This is a genomic window from Bradyrhizobium sp. USDA 10063 (assembly GCF_054063735.1).
The window spans coordinates 1,515,361-1,527,915 of record NZ_JBSSGP010000002.1 but is presented as its reverse complement, the minus strand read 5'-3'; the positions used below and the strand labels follow the sequence as shown (position 1 = coordinate 1,527,915).

23 protein-coding genes are annotated in these 12,555 nt (G+C 61.9%); 8 read left to right on the top strand and 15 right to left on the bottom strand.

Annotation, left to right across the window (positions count from 1 at the left end):
- Positions 1-17 precede the first annotated feature (17 nt).
- Positions 18-509 (top strand): MarR family winged helix-turn-helix transcriptional regulator, encoded by a 492-nt coding sequence (locus ACVJGD_RS09355; RefSeq protein ID WP_456640214.1) that lies wholly within the window; start codon positions 18-20, stop codon positions 507-509.
- Here the strand turns inward: ACVJGD_RS09355 and ACVJGD_RS09350 are convergent.
- The 15 genes from ACVJGD_RS09350 to ACVJGD_RS09280 form a co-directional block, all read right to left on the bottom strand.
- Positions 478-1,752 (bottom strand): O-antigen ligase family protein, encoded by a 1,275-nt coding sequence (locus tag ACVJGD_RS09350; protein ID WP_456634085.1) that lies wholly within the window; start codon positions 1,750-1,752, stop codon positions 478-480. The genes ACVJGD_RS09355 and ACVJGD_RS09350 overlap by 32 nt on opposite strands.
- A gap of 184 nt (positions 1,753-1,936) precedes the next feature.
- A complete protein-coding gene (locus tag ACVJGD_RS09345; protein ID WP_456634084.1) occupies positions 1,937-3,475 on the bottom strand; it encodes an undecaprenyl-phosphate glucose phosphotransferase in 1,539 nt (512 codons plus the stop codon).
- Positions 3,476-3,767: 292 nt separating this feature from the next.
- Entirely contained in the window at positions 3,768-5,003 is a 1,236-nt protein-coding gene (locus ACVJGD_RS09340; RefSeq protein ID WP_456634083.1) for a tyrosine-type recombinase/integrase, read from the bottom strand.
- On the bottom strand, positions 4,972-5,256 hold the full coding sequence (locus ACVJGD_RS09335) for a helix-turn-helix transcriptional regulator (RefSeq protein WP_456634082.1): 285 nt from the start codon (positions 5,254-5,256) through the stop codon (positions 4,972-4,974). Before ACVJGD_RS09335 ends, ACVJGD_RS09340 begins: the two co-directional genes overlap by 32 nt.
- A gap of 49 nt (positions 5,257-5,305) precedes the next feature.
- On the bottom strand, positions 5,306-5,503 hold the full coding sequence (locus ACVJGD_RS09330) for a hypothetical protein (RefSeq protein WP_456634081.1): 198 nt from the start codon (positions 5,501-5,503) through the stop codon (positions 5,306-5,308).
- Between the two features lie 26 nt (positions 5,504-5,529).
- Positions 5,530-5,835, bottom strand: a complete 306-nt coding sequence (locus ACVJGD_RS09325) for a hypothetical protein (RefSeq protein WP_456634080.1) — start codon at positions 5,833-5,835, stop codon at positions 5,530-5,532.
- Position 5,836: 1 nt separating this feature from the next.
- A complete protein-coding gene (locus ACVJGD_RS09320; protein WP_456634079.1) occupies positions 5,837-6,271 on the bottom strand; it encodes a hypothetical protein in 435 nt (144 codons plus the stop codon).
- The gene (locus ACVJGD_RS09315) at positions 6,268-6,486 is read right to left on the bottom strand and encodes a hypothetical protein (protein WP_456634078.1); all 219 of its coding nucleotides are present in this window, start codon (positions 6,484-6,486) and stop codon (positions 6,268-6,270) included. The genes ACVJGD_RS09320 and ACVJGD_RS09315 overlap by 4 nt, the downstream gene beginning before the upstream one ends.
- Positions 6,483-6,842 (bottom strand): hypothetical protein, encoded by a 360-nt coding sequence (locus ACVJGD_RS09310; protein WP_456634077.1) that lies wholly within the window; start codon positions 6,840-6,842, stop codon positions 6,483-6,485. Before ACVJGD_RS09310 ends, ACVJGD_RS09315 begins: the two co-directional genes overlap by 4 nt.
- Positions 6,839-7,282 (bottom strand): hypothetical protein, encoded by a 444-nt coding sequence (locus ACVJGD_RS09305; RefSeq protein ID WP_456634076.1) that lies wholly within the window; start codon positions 7,280-7,282, stop codon positions 6,839-6,841. The genes ACVJGD_RS09310 and ACVJGD_RS09305 overlap by 4 nt, the downstream gene beginning before the upstream one ends.
- Positions 7,279-7,656, bottom strand: coding sequence for a DUF7694 domain-containing protein (locus ACVJGD_RS09300; RefSeq protein ID WP_456634075.1), 378 nt, complete (start codon positions 7,654-7,656; stop codon positions 7,279-7,281). Before ACVJGD_RS09300 ends, ACVJGD_RS09305 begins: the two co-directional genes overlap by 4 nt.
- On the bottom strand, positions 7,653-7,832 hold the full coding sequence (locus ACVJGD_RS09295; RefSeq protein ID WP_456634074.1) for a hypothetical protein: 180 nt from the start codon (positions 7,830-7,832) through the stop codon (positions 7,653-7,655). The genes ACVJGD_RS09300 and ACVJGD_RS09295 overlap by 4 nt, the downstream gene beginning before the upstream one ends.
- Complete coding sequence (locus ACVJGD_RS09290) at positions 7,829-8,218, bottom strand: hypothetical protein (protein ID WP_456634073.1); 390 nt, start codon at positions 8,216-8,218, stop codon at positions 7,829-7,831. The genes ACVJGD_RS09295 and ACVJGD_RS09290 overlap by 4 nt, the downstream gene beginning before the upstream one ends.
- The gene (locus tag ACVJGD_RS09285) at positions 8,218-8,553 is read right to left on the bottom strand and encodes a hypothetical protein (protein WP_456634072.1); all 336 of its coding nucleotides are present in this window, start codon (positions 8,551-8,553) and stop codon (positions 8,218-8,220) included. Before ACVJGD_RS09285 ends, ACVJGD_RS09290 begins: the two co-directional genes overlap by 1 nt.
- A gap of 372 nt (positions 8,554-8,925) precedes the next feature.
- Positions 8,926-9,852: a hypothetical protein gene (locus ACVJGD_RS09280; RefSeq protein WP_456634071.1), complete on the bottom strand. Its 927-nt coding sequence runs from the start codon at positions 9,850-9,852 to the stop codon at positions 8,926-8,928.
- Between the two features lie 179 nt (positions 9,853-10,031).
- Here ACVJGD_RS09280 and ACVJGD_RS09275 point away from each other — a divergent pair, with 179 nt between their 5' ends.
- Genes ACVJGD_RS09275 through ACVJGD_RS09245 form a run of 7 tightly spaced genes read left to right on the top strand, consistent with a single transcriptional unit; the run spans position 10,032 to position 12,536 of the window.
- Positions 10,032-10,250 (top strand): hypothetical protein, encoded by a 219-nt coding sequence (locus ACVJGD_RS09275; RefSeq protein WP_456634070.1) that lies wholly within the window; start codon positions 10,032-10,034, stop codon positions 10,248-10,250.
- A gap of 38 nt (positions 10,251-10,288) precedes the next feature.
- On the top strand, positions 10,289-10,681 hold the full coding sequence (locus tag ACVJGD_RS09270; protein ID WP_456634069.1) for a hypothetical protein: 393 nt from the start codon (positions 10,289-10,291) through the stop codon (positions 10,679-10,681).
- A 20-nt stretch (positions 10,682-10,701) separates the two neighbouring features.
- Complete coding sequence (locus ACVJGD_RS09265) at positions 10,702-11,202, top strand: GcrA family cell cycle regulator (RefSeq protein ID WP_456634068.1); 501 nt, start codon at positions 10,702-10,704, stop codon at positions 11,200-11,202.
- The gene (locus ACVJGD_RS09260) at positions 11,202-11,519 is read left to right on the top strand and encodes a TSCPD domain-containing protein (RefSeq protein WP_456634067.1); all 318 of its coding nucleotides are present in this window, start codon (positions 11,202-11,204) and stop codon (positions 11,517-11,519) included. Before ACVJGD_RS09265 ends, ACVJGD_RS09260 begins: the two co-directional genes overlap by 1 nt.
- Positions 11,516-11,815: a hypothetical protein gene (locus ACVJGD_RS09255; RefSeq protein ID WP_456634066.1), complete on the top strand. Its 300-nt coding sequence runs from the start codon at positions 11,516-11,518 to the stop codon at positions 11,813-11,815. Before ACVJGD_RS09260 ends, ACVJGD_RS09255 begins: the two co-directional genes overlap by 4 nt.
- Positions 11,812-12,153, top strand: a complete 342-nt coding sequence (locus ACVJGD_RS09250; RefSeq protein WP_456634065.1) for a hypothetical protein — start codon at positions 11,812-11,814, stop codon at positions 12,151-12,153. Before ACVJGD_RS09255 ends, ACVJGD_RS09250 begins: the two co-directional genes overlap by 4 nt.
- The gene (locus ACVJGD_RS09245; RefSeq protein WP_456634064.1) at positions 12,150-12,536 is read left to right on the top strand and encodes a hypothetical protein; all 387 of its coding nucleotides are present in this window, start codon (positions 12,150-12,152) and stop codon (positions 12,534-12,536) included. Before ACVJGD_RS09250 ends, ACVJGD_RS09245 begins: the two co-directional genes overlap by 4 nt.
- Positions 12,537-12,555 lie beyond the last annotated feature (19 nt).

The window sequence follows — 12,555 nt, the reverse complement described above, 5'->3', positions numbered from 1 at the left end:
AACCGCGCGTGGCGTTGATGCAGGAACTGGAAGAGGCAATGCGGCGGTCGTCCGCACAGGGCGTGCTGTATGGGCAAGCCGTTGCCAACGTGGCGGGAATTTCCGGTTCCGATCTCGAATGCCTCGACTTCCTGATCCTCGAAGGCCGCGTGACGGCGGGCCGGCTCGCGGAGGTCACCGGGCTCACCACCGGCGCCATCACCGGCGTGGTCGACCGCCTGGAGAAGGCCGGTTTCGTCCGTCGCGAGCGTGATGAGATTGACCGCCGCAAGGTCTTCATCGTGACTGTGCCCGAGAACACCGCCAGGATCGGGCGCTACTACGTACCGATGCAGGAGGCGATGCACCGGCTTTGGAGCACGTATTCGGAAGCGGAACTGCAACTGCTGCTGCGCTTCGCCAGCGAAGGCTACGGGGCCGTTCTGGAAGCGACCGAGAAGCTCAAGGGGCTGCTCGATATGCCCGAGGAGAAACCGGCTAAGAAGCGCGGGCGGCCGCCTCGGCGGTGAGCGCCGGTTCGGAAGTCGCGCGGTAACGCGCCGCGGCGGCATACATGCCCCACATCGCCCCCAGCATCATCCAGAAGTGCCGCCAGTGGTCGGTGTCGATGATGAAGCTCTCGCCGACGGTGCCGAGGAAGGCCGAGAAGATCGCGAGATAAGTCCGCTGCCAGGGCAGGGGAAGAAAGATGTAGCGGAAGCCCGTCATGACCGTGACGAAGACCAGCGCCGGATAGACGAGGCCGGAGATCCAGCCGCCTGACATGAACGCATTCAGGTAGGAATTGTGGGTATCTTCGGGGAAGTAGTTGCGGAACTGCAGCGGCCCGATTCCGAAGGGCAGATCGAGTGCCATCTGGGCGCCGAGGATGTGGCGCCCGAACCGGCCGAAGCGGCCTTCGTCATAGCTCTGGTCGAAGCTCGCGCGCTGCTTGAACATCTGCGCGGTCGAGTCGAACGACAACAGGATCGCGACCAGCGCGACCGCGAGGACGGCGGCAACGAGCGCCATCACGATGATGCGCGAGCGCTCCGACTGCGAGCGGCTGGTCAACACCATCAGCGCCAGCATGAAGGCCGCCGTGATGACGAGGCCGCCCCAAGCCGCGCGCGAGAACGCGAGCAGAATCGCCAGCGACATGATGCCGAAGGCGACGACGTTGCGGAATGCCTTGCCGAAAGGATCCGAGACGACGCTCTGCAGCGAGAACAGCGCCGGCAGGATCAGGAAGGCGCCGAGCACGTTCGGATCCTTGAACGTGCCGCGGGCACGGCCATACAGGGTCAGGAGATCGTAGCCGCCGGGCACGAGATGGAAATAGCCGCCGATCGCCGCGAGCGATGCGATCATCCCGCCGACGACCAGGCCGCGCCGAAGCATGTCGAGCCGCGCCTCGGTATCCTCGCAGATGACCATGGCGAAGAACACTACGGTGACCGCCATGTACCAGGATGTCGCGATCCAGGTCGCGATCTCCGGCCTGTCGAGGACCGGGATGGCGCCGATGCTGTAGCCGACATTGAGCACGACGAGCATCAGAAGCAGCGGCATGAAGGCGAGCCGCATCCGCAGGCCGGTGGCGAAGAAGATCACGGCGGCCGTCAGCGTGACCAGCTCGTAAGGGCTCGGCTCGATGAAGACGATGGCGCCGGAGGCACCCGCCAGCCACACCATCGCGCGCTGCAGCGCCAGCACGCCGGGCGGGGCCGCGGCTTGCGGTAGGGAGGTGCCTGCTGTTGCGGCGTAGGCCATCACGAACAGTCCGTCCGCAAACGCGTTTCACCTCTCCCGCTTGCGGGGGAGGTCGGCGCGTACGCGCCGGGTGGGGGCTCTCTCCCCACGCTCGGACAGCATGAATCGCGGAGGCACCCCCACCCCAGCCCTCCCCCGCAAGCGGGAGAGGGGGCCGAGCTCCGTCGTGGCGGCGACTTGATCATCAATACGCGTTCTCGTTCTTGGTCAGCAGCGAGAACGGCGTCTTCAGGAGGATGTAGAGGTCGAACAGCACCGACCAGTTCTCGATGTAATAGAGATCGAACTCGACGCGCTTCTGGATCTTCTCGTCGGTGTCGACTTCGCCGCGCCAGCCGTTGATCTGCGCCCAGCCGGTGATGCCGGGCTTGACGCGGTGGCGGGCGAAATAGCCGTCGACGGCCTCGTCAAACAGGCGGTTCTGCAATTTGCCCTGCACCGCATGCGGGCGCGGGCCGACCAGGGAGAGATTGCCCTTCAGCACGACGTTGAAGAGCTGCGGCAGTTCGTCGAGGCTGCTCTTGCGGATGAAGCGGCCGACACGGGTAACGCGAGGATCGCCCTTGGTGACGACCTTCGAGGCAGTGGGATCGGCCTGATGGTGGTAGAGCGAGCGGAACTTGTAGACGTCGATCCGCTCATTGTTGAAGCCGAAGCGCTTCTGGCGGAACAGCACCGGGCCCGGACTGTCGAGCTTCACCGCGAGCGCGACCAGCCCCATCACCGGCAGCGCGGCGATGAGGATCAGGCCGCCGACGATTCGGTCGAACAGCCATTTCATCACCAGGTCCCAGTCGGTGATCGGCGCCTCGAACACGTCGAGTGTCGGCACCTTGCCGAGATAGGAATAGGAGCGTGGGCGGAAGCGCAGCCTGTTGGTGTGCGCCGACAGGCGGATATCGACCGGCAGCACCCAGAGCTTCTTCAACATTTCAAGAATACGGGTCTCCGCCGAGATCGGCAGCGCGAACAGCACGAGGTCGATGCGGGTGCGGCGGGCAAACTCGACGATGTCGTCGACCTTGCCGAGCTTCGGGCTGCCGGCGCAGGTGGCGAGCGCGCGATCATCGTTACGGTCGTCGAACACGCCGAGCACGCGGATATCGGTGTCGGACTGTGCCTTGAGCGCTTCGACGAGCTGCTCGCCATTCTCGTCTGCGCCGACGATCACGGTGCGGCGGTCGAGCCGGCCGTCGCGCGCCCAGCGCCGCACCAGGCCGCGCAGGATCAGTCGCTCGACGATCAAGGCCGCAAGCCCCACGAAGAAGAAGGCCGTCAGCCATACCCGCGAGACCTCGCTGCCGAGCTTGACCAGGAACGACACGCCGATGAACAGCAGGAACACGATCGCCCAGGACGAGATCATCCGCGTCGTCTGCCGCAACTGTCCGCGGAACATCTGGACTTCGTAGAGATCCGCGGCCTGAAAGCAGACCACCGCCGATATCGTCATGGCGAGGATCGCCGCGACATATTCCCAGCGAAAGCCGGAGAGTGGCATCACGTACCAAAGATACAGCGCGACGCCGACCAGGCTCAGCAGGGTGAAATCGACGAGGCGAACGATGCCGGTGATGACGACCGGCGAATAGGCGCCGCGGACCTTGTCATTGGCAATGGCGAGCGCTGCGGGCGACAGCCTGCGGCGCCGTTCAACGGGCGGATGGCCGCCACCGGCGGTCGCTGCCGCATCCAGCATCGAGCGTGCGTTCATCGGTTCCACGTCGTCACGTCCGTTGTCTGAGCATGATCTTTTCGGAAAACCGGTGCCCACTTTTCCGGATCATGCTTTTGCGGCCGCACATGGGGATGCAGAGGCCGCTGCGGAATTGCCCCGCGTCACGGATTAGGGGAGAAATCGGAACAAACGGTTACGTGGGTAACTTGTGGTTAATGATTGGGTAAAAGGCAACGCAGCAATTTCAATGGCTTCCCGCGGCAAAATTTCCCACTTTTTCCACTGTTGTCCACGCTGATCCGCGCCGGAGCGGTTACGCACGTCGCCGCGTTAACGGTTACTTCACCACCTTGAGCGACGCCCGCTTCGCGCGCCGCTTGGCGGTGCGCGCCTTCTCCTTGGCTTCCAGCTCGTCGCTCCACGTCGCCACCATGTGGGCGTTGATCCGCTCCTTGTCGGCTTGCGCGGCGTACTTCATCGCCTGCCGTTCCGACCTCCAGCCGCCGGCCGACATGATGCCCTTGATCCCGACGCCAGGCAGTGCCGCGACGTCGCTGCCGGCGGTATGACGCAGCCCATGCATCGACGGACCCTTGACGCCCTTCTGACGCACGCCAATCGCTTCCAGGTGGCGGCGGATCGCCTGACTCAGCGTGTTCGACGACGCCCATGGCTTGCCCCACTGGTTGACCAGGATGAAGTCGGACTGCGCGGTCTCCTTGGCCGCGTCGAGCAGCTTGATCAGTGGGCGCGGCAGCAGATGGTATTGCGGGTCGAGCACCGCGCCCTTGGCGGTGGTCTTTTCCGGCCAGATCTTGATTCCCTTGCCGTCGTAATGTGTCCACTTGATGCGGACCGCGTCGCCGCCGCGCTGCGCCGTGAAGTGCAGCACATGCTTGGCGAGTTGAAGATATGGCGGCGCGGTGGCGACGAACTCGTCCTGCACTTCCTCGCTCCATTTCAAATGCGGCTTGGCATTGCGGTCTTTGTGGCGACGCTCGATCTCGATGGTCGGGTTGGCGAGCTTGCGGACCCCGAACTGCTCATCCTTGCGGACCTCCTTCCAGATGTTGTTGACCACGGTGACGTAAAGATCCGCCATCGAATCGCTGCCCTGGTGCATGCGCTGATTGGGATCGGTGAACGTCGGGGTGCCGTCCTGAAAGACCAGGCCGGTAAAATCCTCCAGCGCGTCGCGGTCGAGGTGGCGCAATTCGTTGTCGCCGATCTCCCGCTTGATGACGTCCAGGATCGTGACGTAGACCCGCTGCGTCTTCGGCTTGAGGCGATCGAAGGTATCCGACGCCCGATAGATGTCGACCGCCTTGGCAATGGTACCGGCCTTGGCTATTTTACGGATCGGTCGCACCGGCACCGGCACGCCGGCCGCGTCGGCTTCCATCTTGCGCAGGGTGGCCAGGCAGTGATCATAGGCCCGCTCAAAGGCCAGCGAGGTCTCGTCGGCCGGCAGCGGCGCATCCTTGACGCGAAACTTTTTCGGAAACCGGAAATATAAATACTTCCCCTTGCGATAGAGATAGTCACTTCGCGGGTTTTCGGTTCTTGGCGGCATCGGCCCGGATCTCCCTCAGTCGTCGCATCAGGCTCGACTCGCTGCCGGGGACGTCCTTCAGATTCTCGAACGCCGCGTCCAGCTCCAGCCGGTCCCATAACGATGCGCTGTTGACCTTGACCGGTGGCGGCATCCGCTCGTCTTCGACCATCTCATAAAACAGGCTGGTCGAGATCGACAGATACGCCGCCGCCTGTTCGGCCCGCATCGCCCGCGGCGGGTAAGCCAGACCATCTGATGCTTTTCGTCCCATCCGCGGCCTCCTTACTAAGATCTGTTACGTGGTATGTCAAGCGTACCGCTCAGCCCGGCCCGCGCCGGACCCGTGTCACTACCCGGCGTTGGGTTCCAACCATTCGCGGTGCTCGCCGGTGGGCGCCGTCGTCGATGGCCGCCGCCAGCCCCTGCAGCTTCCGAAGCATCTCGTTGAGCTGGCCGATGCGCACCAGAATGTCTTCGATGGTCGTTTGTTCTTGCCGTGCCGCCTCTATCATTCCCATTCCCATTCCCGGCTTTGCCGCCGATCTTACGTGATGCCTGGAGCGGACGCTGCGGGCACATAGTATTTGCAAGCGGCCCACGTCTTATTGACCGCCGGTCCGTGTCGATGAGTCAATCGCAGGAACTCGCGACAGCCGCTCGAACGAACCCGCTTCTCTTCGAGCAGCCCGGTTTGCAAATTGTATTTGGTCTTGCCGGCGCGCCAATATCCACGATGGACGCAGTCGCCACAGGTGGCGCCGACAACCGAAGCCGTGCCGGGGAAGTAGGCCATGCCCGGCCGGATGTCGCCGCTGTCGGGCACGCCGGGCAATCGCGTCAGATGAGACATGTCAATGCTCGTCGTCACCTTTGATCCGCGTCTTGAAGAACTCGCCGCTTCGCCGCAGCGACTCCTCTGCGCTGATCGGGATCACGCCGACGATCCGATCGGGATCGGCGCCGCAGGCCAACAACAGCGTGCGCGACTGCGGATCGAGGGCAGGGTGCTCGTGTGCCTTGGTCTTCTCGGCGAACCGGCGGATGAAATCCCGCGCTTGCGGGATCTCCCAGAGCTCGCGCGGATCGTCATCGTAGCCGCCGAGGTGGAGGACGATGGCGGTCGACGGCTTGATCTTGAGGGCGCGCCAGGACAGCACGGCGGTCGCCAACGCCTTGCGATTGAAATACGGCGCGGTCCCGATCGAGAACGCCACCATCGTGCGGGTGAGATCTTCGAGCTGGCCGGAGACGATGCCTTCGTGGGTCGCATATTTGATGTGTGTCATGGCTCGTCCTCGATGATGAGGGTCGGCTTGCCCATCAGCGTCAGATTGAGGAATCCCGCCTGCAGCTGGGCCACCAGGTACTCGGCGAGATCATTGGCCTTCGCGTTGGTGCCGGCGACGAGGATCAGGCGCACCTCGTTGCCCCACACCTCGACGCGGGCCTGGTTGCCGAAATTCGGATGCGTGAATCCGCGGTCGCCACCGGTGTTCCTCATTTGCTAATCCTGGTCATCTGGCCGCAGTGATCGCATTTGGTGCGACGGCGCTCGTTGAGCCGCTGCATCTCCTCGACGTAGGCTTTGCGCGTGCGCAGCCATTGCGTCTCCTCGGTCGCCATCATCCGCAGCACGAACATGGGATCGAGCCGCGTGTGGCAATGGCCGCATTCGACCTCGGTCTCACCCTCGCGGATCAGGTAACCGACGTGCTGCATCCGGCCGTCGCGATAGAAGTACCGATGGTTGCAGCCGTTCTCGCCGAACCGCAGGTCGATGACCTTGAGCATCGGACCTTCTTCGCTCGGCGGAGCCTTGAATTTCACCGGCAGCGGCTTGATGTTGTCGTCGCTCATGACGATGGTGCCCCCAACAGTCCGAGCTGGTCGACGCGCTCGGACAGCGTGCGGCCATCATTGGTCAGCATGTACGGCATGAACACCGCGTCGAATGACAGGATGCCGGTCTCGATCGCCATGATTTGACCGCGCACCCAATCGCGCAGGATCGAGTTGACCGCGATCTGGCCCTGCGCCAGCGCCGCCTCGCGATGCGCTTTCTCGCTGCGCTTGATGCGGTAGCTGTACGGGTGTTCCTTCAGGTACAGCGCGGCCCAGCCCTTGGCCGAGGCGCGCAGCTGCATCTGCCGACCGCGGTGACGGAAGGCGAGCAGCACCTCATGCTTCTCATAGTCATCCAAGAACCCGACACTCTCGCAGCCGAACCGGCGCAACAGCTTGGTGATCTCTTCGCGTGCAGCGACACCACTGGTCGCGTTCTCATAGGGCGTCGTCATGACAGCGGCCCGACCAGAAACGACGGTGGCATCGGAATATCGCCCGTCACCGGCTTCCATAAATGCAAACAGTTAGGAGCATGGTTGACATAATCGGACCGGGGCGGGTGGTACTCGACCACACACTCGCTCTCGTCCCAGAACAGATTTTTGGTAAAAACCATCTCGGCCCAGTTCGGTGTGCGGCGCCGGGTGGAGACGCTGACGTGCTCCCAACCGAATTCTCGATCGGTACCGCTCGACAGGATGGTCAGATACTCGCCGGTCGGCCCCATGATCATGAAGGCGCCGCGCGGACCGTCCTGCGCTGTGCTGGCGTAATAACCCTGGCGAATGCGGCCATCCTCCAATTTCGCGGGAATGATCGTCCTCATGGTTCGCTGCGCTCCGGTGGCGTTCGCACGAAGAAGAAGTCTTCGACCGTTTGCTGGATCTCCAGCGCCAGATCGTGGCAGTACAGGGCATAGAGTTCGGGGTCGTTACGGACCGGCTCGTCCTGCATGAAATGCTCGGCGAGCGCATAACACTCGGGATCGTAGGTCTTGGTCACCGCCGGCACCTCCACGATCGACCGCCTCGAATAGAGACCTTGCGCAGACCATGCCGGGCGCAGACATCGCGCCGCGCGATATGCCGCCTGCGTCGCGGCGCCTTGGCTTCGATCGGCGCTGCAGCAACGACCGGTGCCGCGATCACCGGCGGCGTGCTCACCGGTGCTTCGGGAGCGATCCGCAGCGTCGCCACCGGCTTGGGATCGGCGTTCCTCAGCGAGGCCGACTTCAGCGCCACCGTCACCGCGGCCTCGCGCCAGGTGTCGTCGAATCCGGCTTCCTTGGGCACGTCCGCAACAGCCGGCATCGACGAACGACCGGCGGCCCACGTCGCCGCCAACGCCAGTGCCGCCATCACTGTCAGTGCGAGCTTGAGCCGGGTCATCACTTTGCGCGCCGCGTCGTTTTCTTCAAAACCTGTCGGCGTTGCGCGGGTTTGGCCCGCTTGAGTTCACACTTCCCCTCAAGACGCCAGATCCGAAAGCCACCTGGCACGGGCTCCCATTTCAAATTGAAGCCGGTTTTTTTCTTCGCCCTCGCCAGCGAGGCCGAGAGGCTGCTCATGCGCGAAAAATACGGCCCCGCCGACTCCACGAACACGGAGTCGCCGATTTCCATGTCAGCGAATGGGTAAAGCCGCGGCCTGCCGACGCCGGTCTTGGACTTGCCTGGATAAGGAATGTCGCGCTCGATCTTGAGTGGGGTTCTCGTTGTCGACATGAAGCAATACCCTCCCGTTCGCGGCAGCGGCATGCCCGCCGCTCGCTGCTCAAAAAGCTGATTGTGTTGGTTGGATTGGTGCGCGGACGGGCGAGGCCGTCACCCGCTCGCGATGATCGCAGTCAGCTGCGGATGCGAGCCGCCCAAGAGGCGGTTGTGGCGTGGTTCGTTGTACGCAAACGGCATGGATAACCTCTCCCAACCGAGGTGAGGATTTCGATCATCAAGTCAGCAAAGCGTGGAAGCGGCGATAAATTAGCGATAGCGTAAGCCCAGGGTCACGCATTCGTCAACTAGGAATTAAATCGAGAAAATAGGAAGTGCCCCAGCGGATAACTGGGTCAGTAATAATGACCTGCTGGATGGTCTTGCCTACGTCACCGGCGGCGAGAGCGTCCCAACAATGACGTGGCAATTTGGATACGACTTGCGCGACAGCGTTTCGAGCTTCAGCGGAGCATCATGCTTTGCAGACCTGGCTCCACGCTCGAATTTGTTCAGTAAATTCGCAACGTGTTCGTATGAGTATACTTTAAAGGTTTCGTCTGAAATTTCGTACAAGCGGCGAACCAACACTTCGCCACCTCGATCCGCATCACGCTCTCGGAAGATGCAAGTCGTGTGTGGTTTAGCGTCAAGTTTCGGATCAACGATTGCAATCGCTCCCTTACGAAGTTCAGGCGTCATCGTGTCATCGGCAATGACGACGCCGTAAGCGTCACCGCTGAAATTAGAGTCGATCTCTTTCGGCAGAAGGGTGCGTTGGATACTTATGCGAAGAGTGTTGCCTTCCTCAACTAAGGGATAGACCGGTAGAAAGCCCTCGTGTCGTGAGGAGCGCAACGTGTCTTCAGATTGCAAGAAGCTTCGAAGAAGCTCTAACAGGTGTGAACTCTTGCCTGCGCCGGGGCTAAGATGTGAGTTGCTAGACTCAACTATCAGTCGGCAAAGCTCTTCAATTCTCTCGTCTCTACGCCGAAGATCGTAGACTTCTTTATTGAGCGGACCGACCGGCATGCTTTGTGGAAGCGAAGTTTGCCGCCAGTCGAAGCTGCGATTCCACTTTCTTGCTCGTCCGGGGCCTTTCAAATCTTCTGGATTGAGCTGCAGTATCTCCGCTAGTTTATGGCGATCGTTTTCGTCCAGCTCAGTGGGCACACCGCGGGCGATGAACTGCTGCAAATAGGCGGGATTGCGATCGATCTGGCGCGATAGTTCCGCCATGGTGATGCCGTTCCCTGTCTTCTTGAGTTCTGAAAGTCGGCGGGCAAGCAACTGACGGACGGCACTGTTGTCCATGATTCCCTCTACGTCTGATCAACGAACTTTTAGGGGATTCCCTATTTCGAATACAACCAGCAATAGGCTTCGAATTTCGTCTTATCTTATTCAATGAATTTCGCCAAAGGTTTTGTCGTTAATTGATTATAAGATTTAAATGATTGTCTTAGTTGACGACAGGCGCTAGCCTACTTTTTGTGAAGAGCAGAACCGCCGCCTTTCTCGCCCAGATCGAAGCCTTCCTGACGCGCACTGGCCTCCCGCCGACCGTGTTCGGCAAGGTCGTGCTTAACGATCCGAACTTCGTGAAGGATCTGCGCCAGGGACGCAGACCCAATCTCGATCTGGTCGAACACGTCGAGGCTTTCATGGCCCAATTCGACGACGAGGTGCTGTCCAAGCGCGCAGGTCGATGACCTGTCGCCAATACAGAGCAAAACGAGGAAACCGCCCAATGAATATCGCGCAGCTCGCCACCTCACCCTTGTCCGAAGATGCCGACGCCAGCTCGCTCGATCGCCACGCGAAGGTCGTCGTCAATATTCAGCGGATGCGCGACGACCTCGTCGCGACGCACGAAGCCAACGATCAGCTCCGCGTTGAGCTCCAGCGCGAGCAGGACAAGGTCGAGATGCTGATCGAAGAGCGCAATCGGTGGCGCGCCGAAGCGCTGATCTTCCGCAGCCGTCTGATCGAGCTCGCGACCGCCATGAGCAACATCGGCCTTTTGACGCGGTGCGCGGAGGAGATCGTCTGCACCGTGAACGAGCTCAACAACGCCTCCAGCGATGCGCTCGGCAAGCTGGAAGCGACATTCGAAAAAGGAAACAACGACGCCGCCGCTTAAAATAGAGAAGGTGCAAGGCCATGTCGGTCCCGCATCCGGGTTCGATCCGTCCCAACAACAGCACGAAGACGGCTCCCTGGTATACCGTGAAGGGGCTGACCGGAAGGCTGGTCATGTTGCACCGGGATGGCGTGGAATTCTCCGCCATCGCCAGGATCCTGACCGAGGAATTTGGCGTTCCGATCACCAAGAACCAGGCCCTCGGTAAGGCGCGGCGCATGTCGTTGCCGCGTCGCCGATTGGATCTGGCTCCATCGGCAACACCGAAGCCAGCGAAGTCGGCGGAGCCGGAGACGCCGGAGACGCCGGAGCCGACGGAGTTGGAGCCGCTGCCCACGACAACGTTGCCGCGGAAAGCTCTGCGCTGCGAGCACCTGCCGATCCTGGCGCTCAATCCTGGGGAATGCCGCTTCCCGAGCGGCGAGTATCCCTACGTGTTCTGCCGTCAGCCGCAGGTCGCGGGCTCTGCCTACTGCGCCCGACACTTCGCCCGCGCGTTCTGTCCGAGGAGGGAGCTGTGATGGCCGAACGTCGCGCCCTGCCGATGCGCCGTTTCTCCGAGACCTTCGAACTGCTGTTCGGCGGGCTCGCGAGGGGCTACGTCGTCACCATGGGCTTCTACCACGACGGCACCGTCGGCGAGATCTTCGTCAATGGCGGCAAGAGCGGCGAAGCCGTCGAAGCCATCGCTCGCGATGGCGCGGTGGTGCTGTCGCTGGCGCTGCAGCACGGCGTTCCGCTCGACACCATCAGCCATGCCATCACCCGCGATGGGCAGGGTGCGCCGTCCTCGATCATCGGCGCCGTGGTCGACCGGCTGACGGGAGATCAGCCATGACTCAGATTGAACTCTGTCCGCGCTGCAAACAGCCGTTACCGCCGCAGCTCCGTGCGGGTGTCTATCTGCCGGCCAAGAAGGCCGCAATCTTCGACACCATTCACAAGCATCCCGGCATTACCGCCGACGGCATCTTGGCGAATTGTTTCTTCGACGAGAAAGCTTCGGTGAAGCGCGTTCGCGTTCACATCTGCCAGATCAACGACATGCTGGCAGGGACCGATCTCAGGATTCGGGGCGAAAAATTCGGCGGCAAGGAGAATGGCGGCTACCGGATTGTGAAGGTGCCGGCATGACCGATTTGTCCGACCAGTACACTGAAGCCAAGGACGCCAAGACGGCGGCGATGGACCAGGCCGAGTCTCATGCCAATGCCGCCTGGCTCGATCTTATGCTCGAACTGACGCGCGTGGTGTGCCTGACGCACGAGTATTTCACGGTCGATGACGTGGTGGATCTGTACCGTCACGTCGAGGATGCGCCGGTCACCCACGAACCGCGGGCGCTGGGGCCGGTGATGTTGCGCGCGGCGAAGGCGGGGTACTGCAAGAAGACCAATACGACGGAAGCCAGGAGCAATCACAATCGTCCGCTGGCCGTCTGGCGCAGCTTGATCTGCGAGGTGTCGAAATGATCGCCCGTGTCGATCATGACCCCCGCGAGCCGAGCGAGCACGCGCTTCAGGTCCAGGTGCTCGACGTCATCAACGTCGGCAAGATCCATCCCGATATCTTCGCGTTTGCGATTCCGAACGCCGGCCGACGCGGCTTCCAGACCGCCACCAAGATGAAGGCAGAAGGTCTGAAGGCTGGCATCGCCGACGTCTGCATCATGATGCCGGAGAGTCGGACAGGCTGGCTGGAACTGAAGACGCTGAGGGGTCGCCAGTCTGATCATCAAAAGGGTTTCGAAGCTCGCTGTATCCGGCTCGGTCATCCCTACGCACTGGCTCGTAACCTGGACGAAGCCATCACGGCACTCCGGCGCATGGGCGTGCTGAAGCTGTCAAACTATTGAGGGGAAGTCTCTGAGGTAG